This window comes from Vibrio sp. A8-1 (genome assembly GCF_013048685.1).
GTDB classification, from domain to species: domain Bacteria; phylum Pseudomonadota; class Gammaproteobacteria; order Enterobacterales; family Vibrionaceae; genus Vibrio; species Vibrio metschnikovii.
Genome location: NZ_VHTC01000020.1, coordinates 29,180 through 49,593, shown reverse-complemented (window position 1 = coordinate 49,593; position 20,414 = coordinate 29,180). Strand labels below are relative to the sequence as shown.

Annotated in this window: 19 protein-coding genes; 9 read left to right on the top strand and 10 right to left on the bottom strand. The window is 44.4% G+C overall.

Annotation, left to right across the window (positions count from 1 at the left end; genetic code table 11):
* Positions 1-330 precede the first annotated feature (330 nt).
* Positions 331-1,800, top strand: coding sequence for an FAD-dependent oxidoreductase (locus tag FKN93_RS11815; protein ID WP_170905162.1), 1,470 nt, complete (start codon positions 331-333; stop codon positions 1,798-1,800).
* On the opposite strand, the gene FKN93_RS11810 is transcribed toward FKN93_RS11815, so the two are convergent.
* Complete coding sequence (locus FKN93_RS11810; RefSeq protein ID WP_170905161.1) at positions 1,797-2,537, bottom strand: 5-oxoprolinase subunit PxpA; 741 nt, start codon at positions 2,535-2,537, stop codon at positions 1,797-1,799. The two genes, FKN93_RS11815 and FKN93_RS11810, sit on opposite strands and share 4 nt — an antisense overlap.
* Before the next feature lie 252 nt (positions 2,538-2,789).
* Here FKN93_RS11810 and galE point away from each other — a divergent pair, with 252 nt between their 5' ends.
* Positions 2,790-3,815, top strand: a complete 1,026-nt coding sequence (gene galE, locus FKN93_RS11805; protein ID WP_154171148.1) for a UDP-glucose 4-epimerase GalE — start codon at positions 2,790-2,792, stop codon at positions 3,813-3,815.
* A 153-nt stretch (positions 3,816-3,968) separates the two neighbouring features.
* Here the strand turns inward: galE and FKN93_RS11800 are convergent, their stop codons facing one another.
* Positions 3,969-5,393, bottom strand: a complete 1,425-nt coding sequence (locus tag FKN93_RS11800) for a methyl-accepting chemotaxis protein (protein WP_154171147.1) — start codon at positions 5,391-5,393, stop codon at positions 3,969-3,971.
* 231 nt (positions 5,394-5,624) lie between these two features.
* A complete protein-coding gene (locus tag FKN93_RS11795) occupies positions 5,625-6,830 on the bottom strand; it encodes an aromatic amino acid transport family protein (RefSeq protein WP_154171146.1) in 1,206 nt (401 codons plus the stop codon).
* A gap of 310 nt (positions 6,831-7,140) precedes the next feature.
* On the opposite strand from FKN93_RS11795, the gene FKN93_RS18055 reads away from it, so the two are divergent.
* Positions 7,141-7,272: a hypothetical protein gene (locus FKN93_RS18055; protein ID WP_261384366.1), complete on the top strand. Its 132-nt coding sequence runs from the start codon at positions 7,141-7,143 to the stop codon at positions 7,270-7,272.
* A gap of 164 nt (positions 7,273-7,436) precedes the next feature.
* The gene (locus FKN93_RS11790; protein ID WP_170905160.1) at positions 7,437-8,699 is read left to right on the top strand and encodes a DEAD/DEAH box helicase; all 1,263 of its coding nucleotides are present in this window, start codon (positions 7,437-7,439) and stop codon (positions 8,697-8,699) included.
* 59 nt (positions 8,700-8,758) lie between these two features.
* Here FKN93_RS11790 and FKN93_RS11785 read toward each other — a convergent pair whose 3' ends face one another.
* Together FKN93_RS11785 and FKN93_RS11780 are read right to left on the bottom strand one after the other, a co-directional pair.
* Entirely contained in the window at positions 8,759-9,538 is a 780-nt protein-coding gene (locus FKN93_RS11785) for a TetR/AcrR family transcriptional regulator (RefSeq protein ID WP_170905159.1), read from the bottom strand.
* Positions 9,539-9,657: 119 nt separating this feature from the next.
* On the bottom strand, positions 9,658-10,173 hold the full coding sequence (locus FKN93_RS11780) for an NUDIX hydrolase (RefSeq protein ID WP_154171143.1): 516 nt from the start codon (positions 10,171-10,173) through the stop codon (positions 9,658-9,660).
* A 336-nt stretch (positions 10,174-10,509) separates the two neighbouring features.
* Between FKN93_RS11780 and FKN93_RS11775 the strand changes: the two genes are divergently transcribed.
* Positions 10,510-12,159: an ATPase RavA domain-containing protein gene (locus tag FKN93_RS11775; RefSeq protein WP_170905158.1), complete on the top strand. Its 1,650-nt coding sequence runs from the start codon at positions 10,510-10,512 to the stop codon at positions 12,157-12,159.
* Between the two features lie 13 nt (positions 12,160-12,172).
* Positions 12,173-13,615, top strand: a complete 1,443-nt coding sequence (viaA, locus tag FKN93_RS11770; RefSeq protein WP_158137280.1) for an ATPase RavA stimulator ViaA — start codon at positions 12,173-12,175, stop codon at positions 13,613-13,615.
* Positions 13,616-13,618: 3 nt separating this feature from the next.
* Here the strand turns inward: viaA and FKN93_RS11765 are convergent, their stop codons facing one another.
* The 4 genes from FKN93_RS11765 to FKN93_RS11750 all read right to left on the bottom strand — a co-directional run bounded on the left by FKN93_RS11765 (position 13,619) and on the right by FKN93_RS11750 (position 16,475).
* Entirely contained in the window at positions 13,619-14,278 is a 660-nt protein-coding gene (locus FKN93_RS11765; RefSeq protein WP_040905069.1) for a hypothetical protein, read from the bottom strand.
* A complete protein-coding gene (locus tag FKN93_RS11760) occupies positions 14,199-14,936 on the bottom strand; it encodes a hypothetical protein (protein ID WP_170905157.1) in 738 nt (245 codons plus the stop codon). Before FKN93_RS11760 ends, FKN93_RS11765 begins: the two co-directional genes overlap by 80 nt.
* 180 nt (positions 14,937-15,116) lie before the next feature.
* Positions 15,117-15,590, bottom strand: coding sequence for a peroxiredoxin (locus FKN93_RS11755; RefSeq protein WP_154171140.1), 474 nt, complete (start codon positions 15,588-15,590; stop codon positions 15,117-15,119).
* Positions 15,591-15,782: 192 nt separating this feature from the next.
* Positions 15,783-16,475, bottom strand: a complete 693-nt coding sequence (locus FKN93_RS11750; protein ID WP_170905156.1) for a tRNA (adenine(22)-N(1))-methyltransferase TrmK — start codon at positions 16,473-16,475, stop codon at positions 15,783-15,785.
* 105 nt (positions 16,476-16,580) lie between these two features.
* Here FKN93_RS11750 and FKN93_RS11745 point away from each other — a divergent pair, with 105 nt between their 5' ends.
* The 3 genes from FKN93_RS11745 to FKN93_RS11735 all read left to right on the top strand — a co-directional run bounded on the left by FKN93_RS11745 (position 16,581) and on the right by FKN93_RS11735 (position 18,511).
* The gene (locus FKN93_RS11745) at positions 16,581-16,988 is read left to right on the top strand and encodes a VOC family protein (protein ID WP_170905155.1); all 408 of its coding nucleotides are present in this window, start codon (positions 16,581-16,583) and stop codon (positions 16,986-16,988) included.
* 90 nt (positions 16,989-17,078) lie between these two features.
* Positions 17,079-17,432: a GlpM family protein gene (locus FKN93_RS11740; RefSeq protein WP_158137435.1), complete on the top strand. Its 354-nt coding sequence runs from the start codon at positions 17,079-17,081 to the stop codon at positions 17,430-17,432.
* A gap of 32 nt (positions 17,433-17,464) precedes the next feature.
* Positions 17,465-18,511, top strand: a complete 1,047-nt coding sequence (locus tag FKN93_RS11735; RefSeq protein WP_170905154.1) for an AbrB family transcriptional regulator — start codon at positions 17,465-17,467, stop codon at positions 18,509-18,511.
* Positions 18,512-18,582: 71 nt separating this feature from the next.
* On the opposite strand, the gene glpD is transcribed toward FKN93_RS11735, so the two are convergent.
* A complete protein-coding gene (gene glpD / locus FKN93_RS11730; RefSeq protein WP_170905153.1) occupies positions 18,583-20,127 on the bottom strand; it encodes a glycerol-3-phosphate dehydrogenase in 1,545 nt (514 codons plus the stop codon).
* Positions 20,128-20,414: the final 287 nt, after the last annotated feature.

The window sequence follows — 20,414 nt, the reverse complement described above, 5'->3', positions numbered from 1 at the left end:
GGTCATAGATAGCGATCAGCATGCTAAGCCAATGCCGCTCAAGCTTACTGATAATCCGTTATTCACAGTGAGCGACAGTTGAAGATAAGCGGATAATCAGTCAAGGCTTTTTTGATAAATTTTGCACAGTTGATAACGGTGCCACGTTACATCAAACCCCCGTTATCCTGTGTGCATTTAGGGAAGGTCTCGCGACTCATGGCTTTCACCGATGATCGGTTGAGTCCATTGTCGAGCGAGCGAGGCCCATTTGGGTATAACATCGATAAGACCTTGTGAAAAATGTGATTTTCATAACCTTTTACACGTTTTAGAATAGGCAGCAACGTAATGACCAACGGCAGTGAAATGTTACTTACTAAACCAGAAATACAAGCCCCGAGCGTCGCCATTATTGGTGGTGGTGTCGCAGGTGCCACCGCCGCGGTGCATCTAAGTGAACTCGGGTTAAAGGTGACCTTGTTGGAAAAGAGTGCTGGTCTCGTCAACGGACCACCGATTTGCCATCTTCATGCAGGCGGTAATTTATATCGAGAAATTTCTCAACAGCAGTGCATTGAATTACTGCGTCAATCGATAGAAACCGTAAGGTTATATCCGCACACCTTAAATCGTCGACCCACAGTGATCGCCATTCCACACGGTGATCCTGGATCTGTACAGGAAGTGTTACCGAGGCTAGAAGTCATTCGTTCCGCTTACCAGCAGCTCGTCGCCGAAGACTGTCACAATAAAATGCTCGGTGAACCCAGTGACTATTTTCGTCTTTATCAGCAAGATGAGCTTGAACGCCTTGCACTTAAGTCACAACCGAAGGTACCAACCAGCTTCGATGATTGGTTAATTCCTTTTGCCCAGCATACGGATTTATCTCAACTGAAATATCCGGTTGTTGCTGTGCAAGAATATGGTTGGAGCGTCTTCCGATTAGCCGCCAGTGCACACTTAACCTTAGACGCGTTGCCAAATTGCCAAGTCATCACCCAAGCGACGTTGGTTGACTCCCAGTTCGTCGATCAACAGTGGCAGTTAACCTATCAAGATCGTCATGGTCATCAGCAATTGTTACAGTGTGACTACTTAATTAATGCTTGCGGTTATGAAACGGGTAAAATTGATGATTTAACTCAACATCCTCGGCAGCGTCTGGTTGAGTTTAAAGCGGCGTTTGTGACCCACTGGCCGCGTTGTCATCAAGAGTGGCCTGAGGTAATTTTCCATGGCCCGAGAGGCACACCACAAGGAATGGCTCAGCTAACCCCTTATGCAGATGGTGTTTTTCAATTGCACGGTATGACACAAGACATTACGTTGTTCAGTGACGGCTTGGTGTCTTCGACGGCGGAATCCTCACAACCTTGTTTGCCCGCTTATCTGCAGGAAAAGCTGACTCAAGGCTGGTCAAGCCAAGCGCTAAGTGAACGGACTTTAAGAGCAATTCAACACATGAGTCAATTTGTGCCCGAATTCGCTTGTGCAGAGGTTGGTGGAAACCCATTATTTGGTGCTCAGCAGATCCCAGGTGTCGATGCATCACTGCGCGCGGCAGATGTTACGTTTGAGGCCAACCAGTATGCTCGCATTGAGGTAGTAAAAGGCTCATCGGCTTTGGAAGCAGCGAGACGACTGGTTTCGACATGGCAATTAGCCGACGTTGATTCTGGATTATCGATTGAGCAGCAGCACCCGGTGTGTTTAAGTTTTAGCGAGCAACAAATTGAGCAAAAAGCCATCGAGTTAGCGGAGCAGCGTGGTTATCCGATTGCGTTAGCTAAGGTTGTTGGCATTAGTAATCATTAACGCAACTGCTCACGGATGCGGTTGAACAATTCAACCGCTTTTGGATGTCCTGGGTTGACGCATAAGGTGTCTGCTTCAATCGCCAAAATAAAACCGTCTGCACTGGTTACTTTTCCATAACGAGAGATTTGTTTGACTTGGTTTAATACCGCTTCTTCGCTATGCAGTATCGCATTAGGTAGCGTGTCGGGCGTTAATTGCCCGTTAGCCAGATACGTTCTATCGGCAACCGCTTCAAATAACAGCGGCACATCAAAGCGATCCGCCAGATCAAGATAATCTTGGTTATTCGGCGAGGCTAAAATCATCAGGGGAAGATTAAAACAAGAGATCGCATCGACCATTGAGCGGAAAATATTTTTATCTCTCATCATGTCACGATATAACGCGCCATGGGGTTTGACATAGCTTAGCTCGGCATTTTTGCTCTCACACAAGGCCTTGAGCGCACCAACTTGATAAATCACAATATCGCATATCTCTTCATCCGATAGGGCAAAGGAGCGTTGACCGAAGCCTTGTTTATCAGGATAGCCGGGATGAGCACCAATCATGACGTCATTTTGTAGTGCTAAATCAATGGTTTTACTGATGAGATGTGGATCGCCAGCATGAAATCCACAGGCGATATTAGCCATATCGATATGAGGCATGATGTCTTTATCGGTCCCCATCTGCCATGCACCAAAGCCTTGGCCCATATCACAATTTAGTTTGATCGTTCGCGTCGTACTCACAGAAGGTGATCCTTATTGGTTATCCCTTACTTATCTGATGTTGAATATTAGTCATCGTTTGAGCCTATTTATCATTATCTTATAGGATAAGATCAATACGATGACAGGTTTTTTTCTTGGATTCTTTATTAGTATTTTGAAAGTACTTAACGATAGAATAGGTTTATGAACGTGGTCAATCGTGCTGCAATCGAATCAATGACTCAAACAGATAACTAATATGTACAAATTAACGAACAAAGGTAGCTAGGTATGAAAGTGTTAGTCACCGGGGGAATGGGCTATATCGGTAGTCATACTTGTATCCAGATGATTCAAGCGGGCATGACGCCAGTTATTGTTGATAACTTATACAATAGTAAAGCCTCGGTATTGGATAGAATTGAGAAAATATCAGGTTGTCGCCCCGTTTTTATTCATGGCGACATTCGTGACAAAGCGCGGTTAATGAGCATTATGGCCGAACATGAGATTGAATCGGTGATTCACTTTGCGGGGTTGAAGGCGGTCGGTGAGTCGGTACAAAAACCGCTCGAATATTACGATAATAATGTCAATGGTACCTTAGTGCTCGTTTCCGCGATGCGTGAAGTGGGGGTGAAATCATTAATATTCAGTTCTTCTGCGACCGTGTATGGCGATCCTGCTAGCGTGCCAATCACTGAACAGTTTCCGACCAGCGCGACGAATCCCTATGGGCGTAGTAAATTGATGGTCGAAGAGTGTTTGCATGATTTTCAACGTGCTAATCCAGATTGGAGCATCACGCTTTTGCGTTATTTTAATCCGGTTGGCTCGCATCCATCGGGAGAGCTTGGTGAAGATCCGCAAGGCATTCCGAATAATTTAATGCCGTTCATTTCTCAAGTTGCTGTCGGGCGGCGCGAATGTCTGTCTATTTTTGGCAGTGATTACCCCACCAAAGACGGTACTGGTGTACGCGATTATATTCATGTGATGGATTTGGCTGATGGGCACATTGCGGCACTACAAAAAGTCGGCATTCAGTCAGGGCTACATATCTATAACTTAGGCACAGGTCAGGGTTACAGTGTGTTAGAGATGGTCAAAGCCTTTGAAACCGCTAATCAGTGTCAAATACCGTATCAGTTAGTGGCAAGACGCCCGGGTGATATTGCCGAATGTTGGGCCGATCCAACGAAAGCTCAGAAAGAGCTAAATTGGCAAGCGACGCGTACCCTCCAAGAGATGGCGCAAGATACTTGGCGTTGGCAGTCACAAAATCCTCAAGGTTATCCGGATAGTGAAGCGATATAACTAAACGACGTTATTAGCCATCACTTATTTTGGGCTATGGTCAGTCGTTATTGGTCATCAACAAATGGTTATCAATAAAAAAGCCAGTCACATTAGTTGACTGGCTTTTTAATAAATCACTTTTCATCTCAAATGAGAGGAGAAAGCGGCGAATTAATTCGTTTGGTAGCGACTTAATATTTGACTGAGGTTTTGCGTCGCTTGACTGATTTCATTAATCCCAGATGAGGATTTTTCTGCGACGCGACGAATGGTATTGGACTGACTACGGATATCGCTCAATTCTGATGCAATATCATTGGCTACCGAACTTTGCTCTTCTGCAGACGTTGAAATTTGTACACTCATATCATTGATCATCCGTGCCGAATGAGCGATTTTTTCAATATCTTGGCCAATTTCCATTACTAAGCTGCTGCTACTTTGCGCTTGTCCTACCGTTTGTTCGGTCATTTTTGCTATCGTACGGCTTTCACTTTGCAGTTTTTCAATCATCGATTGAATATCAATAGTGGCTGATTGTGTACGGCTAGCGAGAGTGCGAACTTCGTCAGCAACCACAGCAAATCCTCGACCTTGTTCACCAGCTCGTGCGGCTTCAATCGCTGCGTTGAGTGCGAGAAGATTAGTTTGTTCAGAGATAGCGTTGATGGTGGTGATCACTTCATTAATCTTGATCGCATTTTCATTTAAGGTTGTTACCGATGAGGATGTTTGACCGATAAAGCGTGATAATTGTTCAATTTCGTTGATCGCTTGAGTGACTCGACGATGACCAATCTCAACTTGTTTCGCATCTTGTTCTGCTTGTTGAGTGGCTTGACGAGAAATGCTCGACACTTCCTGTGCGGAGGCGGTCATTTGTTCCATTGCGGTGGCAACAGAATCTAACGACGCGTATTGATTATGAATTTGTTTTTCACTCTCTTTCATTTCACCGGCAAACACTTTTGAGGTATCGGTGAGTGTCGCTGAGTTGTCTTTTACTGTGACCACTAATTCAGTCAAGGTATCCATGGCTTTATCTAGTGCGCAGCCAATGGTGCCAAACTCATCACGTCCAGGATGAAAGCCTAAGCGGGAAGTCAGATCGCCTTTCGCAATTTTTTGCGTCGTAGTGTAGAGATCCCACAATGCTCCACCTAAGAAAGTCGCAATCCAATAGCAAAGAAGCCCGAACGGAAGAACCCACAAGTAACTGAATAAAAGCACCTTGAAAGCGGCAGAGCGCATTTGCTGCTCTTGACGAGAGAAGTCTTCCGTTAAACGATAGACCTGCCCATTGTTGCTTTGAGCCGTCGCCATGACTCGACCTTGTTGATACTGCGTATCTTGCAAAGCAGCGCGAGATTCTAATCCCGGGATCAGGGTAATGGCATTTTGACTGATGATCCCTTGCAGCTTATATTCTACCGCTTGTTTCGCTTGAGTCTCAAAGTTGGTAATAGTGTTGATATAGCGAGCGCCAGCTAGGGCACTTAGTGTGATAAAAAAGAGCGCAAACACGGCCCACATCTTATCGTTGATGGATATTTTGATGAATACACGATCAATCATCCTGAATGGAACTTGTTTCATATCTTCTCCGGTGCAGCACAATGGCGTAGGGGTTGAGCGATTTTACGGCTATCTGAGCGATTAAAGTGTGTAATATCCCATATATTTATGAAATATATATGTACCAACATATAAGAATTGAGAGGTAGATCGATATATTCAGCATTTATATCAAAGCCCGAATAAGGATTCTTATTCGGGCTTTGATAAAGGTCATAAAGAATTCCAAGCAGGGCGCTTGAATGGCAGTGATTAGCCGAGTGCGGGAAGTGCGCCAATGGTGATCATTAATTGGGCGGCAACAATTAATAAGCCAATGACCCCTGTAATCATCAAGGCTGGCTTACCACCAATCACTTGGTAATACTCAGGTGAGGAGCTTTGACTTCTAACGCGCACGACCATCGCAATCGGTAAAAATATCGCCAACACCGCCAAAGCAATTGCCGCATAACCTAAGGCCATAATAAAGCCTTGCGGGTAGAATAAAGCAAACAAAAGCGGTGGGGTAAAGGTGGCGACAGAAGCGACGAACCGATTCACACCTGCCCCTTTTTTACGTAACGTATCACCCATAAACTCAAACAAACCTAAGCTAACACCGAGGAAAGAAGTCAATAACGCTAAATCCGCGAAAATACCGATCATACTCCCTAGGCCCGATTGATGTGCACTGCGTGCCAATGTGCCAATTAAGGCAGACAAACCACTATTTTGAACCAGCTCAGCTTGGCTAACGACACCGAGTGTGGCTAATTGCCACAGGATATAAATGATCAGTGGAATAGCCGAACCAAAGACGATGGCTTTACGCAGTGATGGGGTATGTCCATCAAGATAGTTGACGATAGCAGGGATACTGCCATGAAAACCAAACGAGGTGAAAATCACGGGGATAGAAGCAATGATCAGCCCCTGTCCAAGTGGCATACTCAATAAGTAGGACTCAGTAACATTAGGGGCAAGAAACGTCAGCACCATGATCATGGCAATGATTTTACCGGCAAATAATAAGCGGTTGACTTTATCGACCGTCGCTGTACCGATGGTGACTACCGCAGCGACAATAACGGTAAACAGCAAAGTGCCTGTTGGCGCAGATATAGTGAATCCAGTAAATTCACTGATCCGTTGAGTAAACTGCCCACCACCTCCAGCGATATAAGCAGCACATAACGAGTAAAATAAGAACAGCATAGCGAAGGTTGCTATCCACTTGCCTTTTGTGCCGAGTATCTCTTTCGCGAGGGTATGCAACGTGGCGTCTTGACTTGAGTATTGATGGATTTCTACCATCAATAATGCGGTGAAGGCCATTAAGGCCCATAGACCTAGCATAATCACTAATGCCGTCGAAAATCCAAGCCCAGCGGAAGCCAAAGGCAGAGCGAGCATACCTGCGCCAATCGTCGTTCCTGCAATAATTAAGCTACTACCTAACAGTTTTGATTTAATCATATTGTAAACTTATCTGTACGTATTTAGTGGTTAAATGGGTGCGACGGAGTCAGTTAAACGATGTTTAGGCCGCTGCTTAGGTGTTTTTGGCTATTTTGAATAAATTAATCAATAAGGTCAATGGTGTTGTAAAAAATTAAGTTCATTAGTGTAAATTTATTTTCACACTTAATCTTTAGTTTGGTCTGACTGGTGATGCATCGCTGACTGTGTTAAATCTGTAGTTGGTATTGTTCTCGTTGAGTACGACACAAAATTACACGGAGTGGAAAAGTGATTCACCTTTCCAGTAATAACACAGGAGGTCGAGATGACAGACCAGATAAACCTTAATGATGATACTTTAGAGCTGTTAGACGCGTTGGAAATTGGTTGTGAATTAAGTCACTACGATACTACGGCTTATGACACTAGCGAGGCTGACGTTACCTTACTCTGTTAGTTCGCATCATGATTTCCATTTGCGTACAAAATAATCACTATAGGTGGCGATTCTCATTTTCGCAAAGCCAAAGCCATAACTATTTGCTACAATCCGCGCCCAGATTTTCTTTACGCTCAGCGTCGAACGCTGGGCGTTTCTTGTATTTTTAAAAGGAAAGTAGCATGTCTTCACCCTTCAAAACCTTTTTAGACTTGGGTATTGCACCTACTTTAGTTGAGAGCCTGAATGCGTTAGGTATTGAGACGCCAACAGAAATTCAAATTCAGGCCATCCCGCCCATTTTGGCGGGACATGATGTGCTTGCTGGAGCGCAAACAGGAACGGGTAAAACGGCGGCCTTTGGTCTGCCAATATTACAACGCTTGGCGGCATCAAAAACTAGTATCGATTTGAGCAGCAGGGATATTCGTGCTTTGGTATTGGTGCCAACACGTGAGCTTGCCCAGCAGGTATTTGAGAGCCTGACTGCTTACGCGAAAGGCAGCGAGTTAAAAATTGTTGTTGCGTATGGCGGCACCAGTATGAGTGTGCAAAAACAGCATTTGCGTGGTGGTGCTGATGTACTCATCGCCACGCCAGGACGGCTTTTGGATCATGCACATGTGAAAAGTCTTTATTTGGGTAACGTACAAACCTTAGTGTTGGATGAAGCGGATCGAATGCTGGATATGGGCTTTATGCCTGATATCCAAAGAGTCTTGCGTAAATTAAATCGTGCACGACAAACGTTATTCTTCTCTGCCACCTTCGATCAAAAAATTAAGGCATTGGCTTATCGGATGATGCATGAACCGATAGAGGTGCAAGTGACGCCAGCGAATACGACGGCAGACACGGTGTCACAAATGGTTTATCCGGTTGATAAAAAACGTAAAAGTGAGTTATTGGCGTATTTGATCGGTTCACGTAACTGGCAGCAAGTGTTGGTCTTTACTAAGACTAAGCAGGGCAGTGATGCTTTAGCTCAAGAGCTGAAGTTGGATGGTATTAAAGCAGCCTCGATCAATGGTGATAAAAGCCAAGGCGCGCGACAAAAGGCGTTGGATGATTTTAAAGCCGGCAAGATTCGGGCGTTAATTGCTACGGATGTCGCCGCGCGCGGGATTGATATCTGTCAATTAGAGCAAGTGGTTAATTTCGATCTGCCTTATAAAGCGGAAGACTATGTTCATCGTATCGGCCGTACGGGACGGGCAGGACAATCCGGTTTGGCGGTCTCTTTAATGAGTCCACAAGAAGAGCCGTTGTTGCAAGCGATTGAGCGGTTGCTGGATCAGCGCTTATCACAAGAGTGGTTAAAAGGTTTTGAACCATCGCCATTAGAACGCTATGACGATACGCCTTCTCAGCGATTGAGCCGCTCGGCGGAGAAACGTCAATTAAAGGCTAAGCTGAAAATTCACGCCAAGCGTGGTAAAAGATAGTTAAACATATAACCCCCTGAAGACGTGAGCCTTTAGGGGGTTATATGTTAGATATTGGCTTAATCGGCTGTCGCTGATGAGTCTTCGTCAGTGGAGAGGTTTTCCGATGGCTGAGAGAGGGCGCACTGTTTTCGCCAATCATACTGCACATCATAAACCAGCTCTTTGACTGAGCGAGGAGATAAAGCGTACTCGTCGGTAATACGGTATTTTTGAATCATTAACCCATTAAACAGTTGCCAGTGATTGAGTAAGCATTGGTCGAGGTCCGCTTTTTCATCTCGCCATGTTTCTTTAAGAAAAGGCGTTAAACTGGCCGCACTGTGGGTGTACATGATCATCTGCCATTTTACTTCCCAAATTTTGATCGGTGCTTCAGGGCATTGCTGATTGTACTGTTCGGCAAAACCTTCAATTAATCGTTCTATTTCACCCGAAGTATCGATAAAGTAGTCGATTAATGCATCTTCTTGACGCACAGCATCGGCAATCAATTGGATGGGTTGCTTAACAATCAATCCATGAGCCAGCAGGCGCATGATAAACAGATAGACTTTCACGTTAGCTGGCATGGATTCTGGGATCTCTTTGATCACCCTACGCATATAATGCTCAACATACAGATGCAGGCCGTCACTAATGCTGTGCCAGATTTTCTCTTTACTACCGAAATGATGACGAATCAAACTGTGTGACACTCCGGCTTTTTCACTAATGTTACGCAAAGAGACTCGTGCATAACCGAAATCACAAAACAGTTGTGCTGCAACTTTGAGGATATGATAGCGAGTGTTCAGTGCATCTTCAGCACTGCGCCGCCCTTGTCGTTTTTCCGTCATGGCACTTCTTCATTGATTGATTACTGTGATGTTTTACCAGATCTACCGCAGAGTTTCACGGATAACTGGCGCATGGAGAGATTGACTGCACAAAACCTCACCTTAATTAATGCGAAGGTTCATACATAACCGCAGAGTTTGGCTTTACTTAAGCAAGCGATGGTTTTTGCATCGCTGATATCGCCATCAATAATGTATTGTTCGAGCTCTTCCATCGTTAGGCTTAATACTTCTATCAGTTCATCATCATCACACTGAAAGCGCTGTGTTTTCGTCAGTTGTTTGGCGACAAATAGATATTGTATTTCGTCACAAAATCCGGCCATCGGAGTGACTTGGCCTAATTCAAAAAATTGTTCGCCACTGTAGCCAGTCTCTTCCTCTAGCTCACGTTGTGCACATTCAAGTGCAGTTTCATTATTTTCGATGGTCCCTGCGGGTAATTCGAGTAACCATTTTTTTAACGAAGGTCTGAATTGACGAATAACGATAATTCGTTTATCTGCCGTGATGGGCAAGATGACTGCGGCACCCGGGTGTTTGATGGTGGTATGAACCAAGGTTTGTCCGTTTGGATAGATAATGGTTTCTTCAACCAGTGCAATGTTTTTCCAGTGGTGTATGGTTTTTATCATGGACTAATAATCTATTTTTATCTGTTGAAATGCCGTGGCAGTCAGCGATGAATAAAAGCAATAGGGTATCAACAGAGGGCGGTTATCGTTAAGCGACTAACCTTACCCCATTTAATCGGATACCCCAACTCAATTGATGTCCAGACGTGACGTTTCTATGAATTTGTTATTTACGCATCAATGAGTTGAGAAGTAATTCTGCAAACTTTGATCTCAACCCTTTTCTCACTATTGAGATCTGGTATAAGGCTGTGCGAGTTTAAAATACAACTTGTAACAAATTAATAACGAATGTATAAATCCCGCTGTACCCTCAGCCAGTTACGGAGCGCCTCTATGATCAACCCTTCTTCTCATGCACAAAAAGCGTTACTGGCAGAAAGAATTAATAAATTAGCCAAAGCATTGGCGGATGGCGTGTATGAGCGTGAAAGTACGATTAAGCTCTGTTTGCTCGCTGCCCTGACGGGTGAAAGTGTTTTCCTGCTTGGTCCTCCCGGGATTGCAAAAAGTTTAATTGCCAAACGTCTTATCCAAGCTTTTGATAGTAGTAGCTATTTTGAATACTTGATGACTCGATTTTCTACCCCTGAAGAGGTGTTTGGTCCATTAAGCATTCAAGAATTAAAAGATAATGGTCGCTATCTACGCCTAACGGATGGCTACCTGCCGACGGCACAAGTGGTTTTTTTGGATGAAATATGGAAAGCGGGACCGGCAATTCTAAATACATTACTGACAGTCGTTAATGAGAAGACGTTTAAAAATGGCAGTGACATTGAACGAGTCCCAATGCGTTTGTTGATTTCGGCTTCCAATGAATTACCTGATGAAGAGAGCGGTCTTGATGCTTTATACGACCGTATGTTAGTGCGTGTTTTTGTCAATCGTATTCAAAATAAACAGAACTTTAAATCGATGTTAACGGTAGGGACGCCACAAGAAGCGAAAATCCCTGATGGACTGGCAATTACCGATCAAGAATATCATCAATGGTTAAGTGAATTAGATAAGCTGACGTTAACCGATCCGCTGTTTGAAAAGCTCTATCTGCTAAAAGCGCAATTAGAGCAAGCGGCGCAAGAGAGCGGTTTACCGGCCGATGATGTCTATGTTTCTGATCGTCGCTGGAAAAAGTCAGTAAAGTTACTGAAAGCGTCCGCATTTTTTAATGGACGCGATCAGATAAGCCCGCTGGATTTACTGTTATTACAAGATTGTTTATGGAACAGTCCCGAGTCTCGTGAATTGGTGTATCGAGTGACGCGTGAGTTTGCTTTACGTGATGCATTTGATCAATCTCAGGTTGAGCAACAAATTGACCGCTGTCGTATTGAATTGACGTCCATTCAGCAAGCGTTAGAAAGTGAATTAGCCATGGAGCCGTCACTAGAAACCACCAATGGCTTAAGAAAAAAACAATTTCATCAATACGATCTCAGCCAAGCTAAACTTTATCAAGTGGGGCAAACAAAAAATCTCGTTAAACTGGTATTGCTGCAAAACAATTTATCGGTTGCTGAAGCCGAAAAAGGCGATAGCCGGTGGATTTATCTTAGTAAACCTGAGCTGCAAAAGGCGATTAAACAAGGGCAGGGAGAGATTTACGGTTACGTTAACCACAACCCGAATGTATTCCGTTTACGGATCGAATTGGATGGACAAGGGAAGTTAGTTATCAAAGATATTGCCAACCGTTCCGTGTTATTAGCCTTGGTGACTAAGCAAGGGTTAGACGAGCAACAGTATCAACTTTGGTTACAACAAGCAGAACAGGCGTTGGCACAACTCAAGCAGACGGAGCATCATTTACGTCAAGTACGTTCAGATTTTCATAGTGCGTTACCACATAACTTTATTGAACCAGAACTGCCTGTGGCGATGCAGTCGATACTGCATGAGCTACAGCAGCAATTAGAAGAGACGCACAGTGAGTTTGAGAAAACCGTTCAGCGCTTTAGACAGTTAAGCGATTTTTTTAGTTAATTGAGGTCGGATTATGCTCGGTGCAGACAGCTTGAATATTGTTTTAGCCATCGCGGAATCTGGCATTATTGAAACCGCCGTCAATGATTTATTAGCACGCTCACAAATGATGATGGTTGAAAATGATGGTATTCGTGCCTCGGTAAAAAATCATTTAGCGAAGTGGCATAGTCAAGTTAAACAACAGATTACCCAAGTCACAGAGAGTGAGCATTTTCAAACTGAAATGGCACTTTACCAACAAGTGATTCATTGGGATGAAGAAACCTTTTTTAGCAAACTACCGGAACTGGTCAAGCAATTAGAAGGGATGTCGCCTTTTTATCTGAAAGCTCGTCAATTAATGGAAGATAACAACGCACTGAAAAATCCGATGTTTGCCCATTTTTTCTGTGACCAATGGTATAAAGCTTTAAGCGAAGAAATTAAACAAGCGCAGATTATTGAGCTTGAAGCGAGTAAAGAACAGGCTTATGCCGAGTTGTATCAGCGGATGGAAACGTTGCGTAATATGGATAATGTCGCTCAAGCTGGGGATGAAAATCACGTCGGACGTTTATGGGATATGGCGGCCGCTAAATTAAGTCGAACCGATCTGAGCGTCATGAAGCGTCACGCTGACTTCCTCAAAAAACACAAAGGGCTACAAGAAATCGCTGAGCAACTTGGACGAATGGCCAGTCAAATTGATGATCCTTCGCTCAATCCAACGTTAAATGAACATCCCGAGGTGGTGGAAGAGAAATCTGATCAAGCGACCGATGATATTGTGGGCATTCACCCTAGTGATGATCTCAATAAGTTACTGCCGAATGAAATTCTTTTCTTGAGTCATCCAGAACTCGAAGTGATCTTCTATAAGCATCTAATAGATAAGCGCTTAATGAACTATCGTATGCAAGGTAAGTCACGCACGCTGCGTAAGGTTCGTGCTCAATCTACCGAGCATGCACAGTTAGAATTAGAAAAGGGGCCGTTTATTATTGCTATTGATGCATCAGGCTCAATGAAAGGCTTTCCTGAGCAGTGTGCCAAAGCGATGGCTTACGCTTTGATGCAAATTGCGTTAGCCGAAGATCGTGATTGTTTTGTGATGCTGTTTTCAACACAAGCGATTGTCTATGAGCTCACGCGACAAGATGGTCTGCGTGAAGCGAGTGATTTTTTAAGTTATACCTTTCATGGTGGCACCGATTTGCAGCCAGCGTTAGAAAAAGCGATCAGCTTGATGCAAGGTGAGCGATACAAAAATGCCGATCTGATGGTGATTTCAGACTTTATTGCTCCCAAGCAGAACGAATCGATTTTGCAGCAGGTCGAGGATTTAAAACGAAGCCGCAACCGCTTCCATGCGTTAACCTTGTCTCGTCATGGTAATCCCGAACTGATGACCATGTTTGATCACTGTTGGCATTACCATCCTAATTTATTGGGTAGACTGGTGAAGAAATGGTAGCCATCAACGTTTGCTGTTAAGGATCTGCTGAATACGTGGGTTGAGCGTTTTCCCGTGCTGTTGCTCATACTCTTCCCGTTTGAGATCATTAACGTTTTTCACTGAATGGGACGGCAGTAAATTATTAGGTAATTCAGTGACTAATTTCCCCTTTTCTTCAAGCCTTTTCGCTTCCAAATAATATTTCTTAAACAGTTGATCTAACTTGGCTTCCGCCACTCGTTTTAAGTCATACAGCTTGTTTTGAACTAACCATTTCTCAATATTATTCTCCGGTTCGCGAGAGAGTACGCGGATCCGGCTGTCGAGTAGCTCTTCGGCAGTAAGGGCATCACGCAGCACCCAAAGCTCGCCCATCTGTGGTGGCCAGCTATTGCCCAACTGAATACGTTCATGACAATGTTTAAGTACTCGGTTGAGACTATTAGGGTCAATCGATTCAGCGAAATCAACAAATTTCCCTGTAGGCAAACTGCCATACTGATATTCCCATTGAGTTTCATAAACACTCAAGAACGAGCCAAAAACATGTAAGCACCAGTCGGAAGGCTCCTCAGGATGAACACTATCGGCCACGATGGGCTCAGAAGGTGGGCTTTTTTCCTTTTTGGATAAGCTGCTGTCGGAAGCGCTCAGATGGGCTAAGCTTTGGTTTATACCCATTTCCCGTAGTTTGCTCTCGATTTCCTGAATGTTCAGAGGTTTTCGCTTGCTGTCTTTCATTGAGTTTCTCGTTGGTCAACCAATACTGGAGTTTGTTTTCTAATCGGGCGACGGTTAATAGCTCGCTGGCTTTAGACTTGTGCCAGAGAACAAATTTTTTCCACACTAATAGATGATCATTATTAATGCCAGAGAATTTAAAAGCCCGCTCTGCCCACATAGGGATTTCACTCTCATCCAAATCATGAGTCGCAATCGCGTTCCCTTGCAGTAAATTAGATGAGTTATTGCGATATTGTAACGCTTGCTTTGGCAGATTAGGAAAGTTTTCCTGTGGTGCAGGTGCAGGTGCAGGTGCAGGTGATTTCATCGTCATAGGGTGGTGCTCTTGAGCACTAATTCGCATCTGGAAAATATGCAGTTCATGACCATGACGATAGTCTACTTTGATTTTTTCAAGCCGTTGCTGCTCACACAAAGAACGTAAACATTCGGCTAAACCAAAGGTAGATAAGCAGCAGAGCGGGCCCATATGTTCTAAGTTAACCGTCACATAGCCCATATCATCGGTGCTATCGGCAAGCATTAATAACACCAGTTTTTCTGCTGCGCTTGCACAGTTGAGTTGCCAGGCTAGATGGGTATATTTTGCGCTCACTTATCTCGCTCCGACTTTATGTAATATTAAAAGGAAGCGTTATTGTATGTCAGTCGCATAGGGAGTTGTAGGCTTGAGAGTAATTAAATTCATTTGCACAATAGCGATAAGCCAAAGAAATGAATTGGCCCCATTATGTTTTGGGGCCATAAGTATGATCAATGGTGGCTTAGGCGTTGATTACAGTAGTGCAAGTAAGGTTTCTGCTTTACTGGCTTCGAATGTTTTCGCTTCTTCAACATTGAGGGTGGTGACCACACCATCTTCAATGATCATCGCATAGCGTTGTGAGCGAATGCCACCAAAGCCCGCAGTATCCATTTCAAGGCCCAGAGCTTTGGTAAAACTGGCATCACCATCGGCAAGCATTAACAGTTCAGAGGCATTTTGCGCTTCGCCCCATGCTTTCATTACAAATGCATCATTAACCGCAACACAGGCAATCAGGTCAACACCTTTCGCTTTGAAAGTATCGGCATGAACCACGTAACCAGGTAAATGGGCTTCTGAACAGGTTGGGGTAAATGCGCCTGGGACGGCAAATAAGACCACTTTTTTGCCCGCAAACAATTCTTGAACATTATGATTAACCATACCATCTGCGGTCAGTTGGCTGAGTGTTGCCGCAGGTAAAGATTGTCCTTGCTTGATCATCTTGGTTCCTTAATCGTGAGTTGTCCCTGCGGTTTGAAAATCAAATCGCCTGAGGGAAGAGATTACTCATCCAGTGTAACTCTAAATACGATGACCAACCACCGACAAACTGTAGGGAAATCATAATGAGTTAATGGCGTTATTATGCTTGTTACCGCATGCTATCGATGCCCCGAGTTTAGGGCTGATATTTCATTCTGCTAACCTGATTGAAACGGAGTGATAAGCACGGACAATTGGCGCGGCTTTTTCAGGGTGACTTTTTTCAACACGCTGATAATGGCCAAGTAATGTGGTTAAATATCTTTGCGCCTGCTGATATTCGGCGAGGGTCTTGACTTGCCAGAGTGAGTCGCCCACCAGACTGATCGTTGGTGCGTTATTATCAGTAGAAGGTGGGGCTGCGATATACAGCACTTCATAATAGCGGCGGTTGTCTTCGACCAGGCTTTCATGATACAGCTGGCAGGACAACTGACGTAACTGTTGTCTTAAGCGATAGGTATGATAAACCGGACAAAGTATAAAATCGATCGATTGGTTTGGATGAGCCGTGATGATTTTGCTCACCAACTCCGCGGTTAAATCACCACCGACACCCGCGATGATCACTAAATGACGACCATGATGCTTATCAAGCGGCAACCTTGCTACATCGATGCAGTCGGCGCTCCACTGAGTTTGATTAGGGTAGTGGCGAGAAAGGCGCTGGCGTAACACGTCAATCAGCTCAGGGACAATATCAACAAAATGAATGCAGCTCGCCGCTTGGCGCGTTAATAGCGCTTGTCCCAACCAACCATGATCACAACAGCAATCCCAAATATGATCATAAGGCTGGGTAATCAGTTGCTCAATGTGTTGTAGGCGTTGGCTTAGCTTCATGGACAATAACGGTTAGTCAAATAAGGAAGCGGATTATACTCAACTTAACTCGCGAACCATAATTCTAGATGCAAAACCAATACACATAGTAATAAGGAGAAGATAATGTTAACCATCCATGGTTTGGATCATGTGGTATTACGCACCACTCAGTTAGATAAGATGCTCTATTTTTATGGCACCGTGCTTGGTTGTCCGATAGTACGCACTTTACCCGATGAAGTGGGATTGATTCAGCTACGAGCTGGTTCAGCTTTAATTGATATCGTTACTGTTGATAGTGAGCTGGGTAAATTAGGCGGTAAAGCGCCGCAACAAGATGGCCGAAATGTTGAGCATATTTGCCTGCAAGTCTCTCCACTCGAAGAGGCGGCTTTATTAGCGTTTCTTGATCAGCACGAGATTCCGCATTCTGATTTTGACACTCGTTATGGCGCACAAGGTTTTGGGCGTTCGATTTATATTGAAGATCCAGAAGGCAACGTGATTGAATTAAAAGCTTTTCAAGTGTAACTGTCGATTTTCACGGGTTGAGAACTTAATCTTTACATCTTGTAACAACTGGTTATAGTAAGCAACGCGTTGAAATGAGAGAGGAATGCCATGCTGGCTCTGTTTTTGAAATGCTTACTGGGCGCAGTAGCGGTGTTGATTATTGCTCTTCTCTCGAAGAGTAAAAGTTTTTTCATTGCTGGTTTAGTACCACTGTTTCCGACTTTCGCTTTGATTGCGCATTATATTATTGGCGCTGAGCGCACGATGGCTGACCTGCGTATCACGGCTTTATTCGGCCTCTATTCCTTGATCCCTTATGCCGCCTATCTATTAGCGATTTATTATTTTAGCTATCACTTCTCTTTGCTTTGGACATTGAGTTTATCGACTTTGATTTGGCTAGCTTTCGCTGGGGTGTTGATTGTGAGCTGGAGCCGTTTTCATCCAAGCATGGCCGTGTGATAGGCGGTGTTATCTGTGAAGTGGGAGTCAGTATGTGCACTCGAATAATAAGCTTTAACCTAGTGGTGATTACCCTAATTGCTTTGTGCTCCATGTTAGTGGGAAGCTTTTTTTCCTTGCCGTTAAGCGAGTTATTTATCGCGGCTATCGTGGTGGTGCTATTGCGTAAGCAAGCGCAGATAACATTGAATTTACCAAAAAGTCTGTTGATGTTTGTGCAGGTGATATTGGGGATCAGTGTTGGGGCGACGATTTCGCTGATTGAGTTAGGGCAAACCCTGAATGTCTCGGTAGTGGCTGGATTAATGGTCTGTCTACTGTTACAGACGGGCGGCGGTTTTTGGTGGCTACATAAACGGGAAGGTTGGCACCCGTTTGAAGCATTATTGGGCGCCATTCCCGGTGCGATGGCGGCGATACTGGTGATCAGTGAGTCGGGGAGTAAGCCATCGAGTAAAGTGGTTTATGCTCATTCAGTTCGGTTAATTATTTTAATCCTATTAGCGGGGGTCATTTCCCTTAATGGTACCCGTATCGCGGTTAGTCACCCGTTGATGGGCAGTGAACAATGGTTAATTTTAGGGGCTATTGTTGGCCTAAGTATGCTTTGTGGCAAACTCTCGATAAAGCTGGGTATTCCCGCCCCCTATATGTTGGCCTCATTATTGATCGCTGCTGCCTTTAATAGTTTCGTCCCTACATTTTCTTTTGCGGTACCGATCAATTTGGTGCTATTTGCTACCGCGTTATTGGGAGTGTTAATTGGCGTGCGTTTGGCAGAAACGACATTGCGTGAAGCGGCTTCTTATTCTAAAGCTGGGGTGATAGTCACCCTGATTGGCTTAATGGTTGCCGTAGGCGTATCTTGGATTGCTGCCAATCTATTGGGTATGAGTTGGTTAGTGTTACTGTTATCTTGGGTGCCCGGTAGTGTTGAAGCGATGACCGCGGTGGCGTTACTACTCGGTTTAGAACCCGCTTTTGTGATGGTCAATCATGCCATTCGCTTACTGCTTTTATACACCATGCCAGCACTGTTTAAGAAGCAGTTAGAGCAGTTACGTCCTTCGGAACAGTAAATAAATTCATCGCATAAAAAAACCACCGCGTAAGGCGGTGGTTCAATCATGGTTGTCTGTATTGAAGGGGCTTAACCAACGGCCCGTTGGCTAGTGTCTGCCTCTGCCTTAGCGGCTAAATATTGTGTGATTTGTTCAACACAGGTCACATCGTGATCGATACCTAATTTAGTACGACGCCAGAAGATATCATCCGCTTGCTGTGCATACTCATGTTCAATCAAATAATCGACTTCGATTTGATACAAGTCATCACTAAATTGAATACCTAAATCCGCTTGGTTTTGCACGCCATCAAGCATGGTATTACAGCGCGTACCATAGTTAGTGACCCAGCGCTCTAACATTGCTTGATTGACAAATGGCAGCTGTTGTTGCAGTTTGGCCAGTAGCTTATCGCGTGCAAAGGCTTCCCCGCCCGGTAAAGCAGATTGTGCTGTCCAACTTGGTTTCATCTGTGGGAAGAAGGGCGCAAGCTGCTTCATTGCTGATTCGGCCAATTTACGATAGGTGGTCAGCTTACCACCAAAAATCGACAGTAGCGGAGCTTCATCACCGTCTTGGTCGAGAGATAAGGTGTAATCACGAGTAATCGCTTGTGGTGAGTCTGATTCATCATCACATAAAGGCCGCACACCGCTAAACTCAGAGACGATATCACTGACAGCGATCTCTTTCGCAAAATGCTTATTGACGATATCAATCAGGTACTGACGCTCTTCTGCTGAAATCGTGACTTGTCTTGGATCGCCTTTATACTCAACGTCTGTGGTGCCGATCATTGAATACTTACCCAAATAAGGGATAACAAATACGATACGCTTATCTTCATTTTGCAAGATATAAGACTGCGGCTCATCGTGAATTTTTGGCACAATGATGTGTGAGCCTTTGATAAGACGAATGCCATAGGGCGAGTCGATTTGGATATTGTTATCTAAAAATTGCTTAACCCAAGGTCCGGTAGCATTGACTAAGGCATGGCTTTTACGCACAAAACGGGTTTGCGTTCGCTCATCAAAGAGCGTAACAGACCAGATATCATGTTCACGAGTGGCTTTTTCTACTCGGCAATAATTGATCACTTCCGAGCCGAGCTCTTTAGCTTGCATCGCATTCAGTATCACCAATCGAGCGTCGTCTACCCAACAATCAGAATATTCAAAACCGACCGACATTTCAGGTTTCATTACGCTGCCTGCCTGCAAGGCGACTTTTTTACTCCCCGGCAGTGAAGTGCGTTTGCCTAAATTGTCATACAGGAATAGACCCGCACGAATCATCCATGCCGGGCGAAGAAACGGGCGATGAGGAAGACGAAAACGCATCGGCGTGACAATGTGCGGTGCTTTTTTAAGTAAGACTTCGCGTTCAGCTAATGCTTCACTCACTAAACGAAACTCATAATGTTCGAGATAACGTAGGCCACCGTGGATTAGCTTTGAGCTGGCTGACGAGGTAGCGCTGGCAAAATCTTGTGCTTCATAGAGCCCGACTTTTAAACCACGCCCAGCGGCGTCGGCGGCGATGCCGGCACCATTAATGCCGCCACCCACCACGATAATATCTAACACTTGGTGTTCGTTAAATTGCGTTGAACTGTGCTGTTGTTTCATTTTGATGGCCTTTGTGTTCGTTTTTGTCTTTTAATGTTCGTATGAAACCATTAAATGGTCAAGATTGGCAGTTGTTACGTGTGATTTTTTGATATGGATCATATTTAATGCGCGTTTGAAGGTGTTTATTGGTAATTGAACGCTCTATTGCGCGTTTATTTATATTAACGATAGGAGAAACGGCTTATTAGATGAGTATAGGGTATGTCGATAACGACGAAATAAAAGAAACCAGGAGGGATGACAACAGGCTATTAGGGATGGTCTATAGGTGAAGCGAAATAACG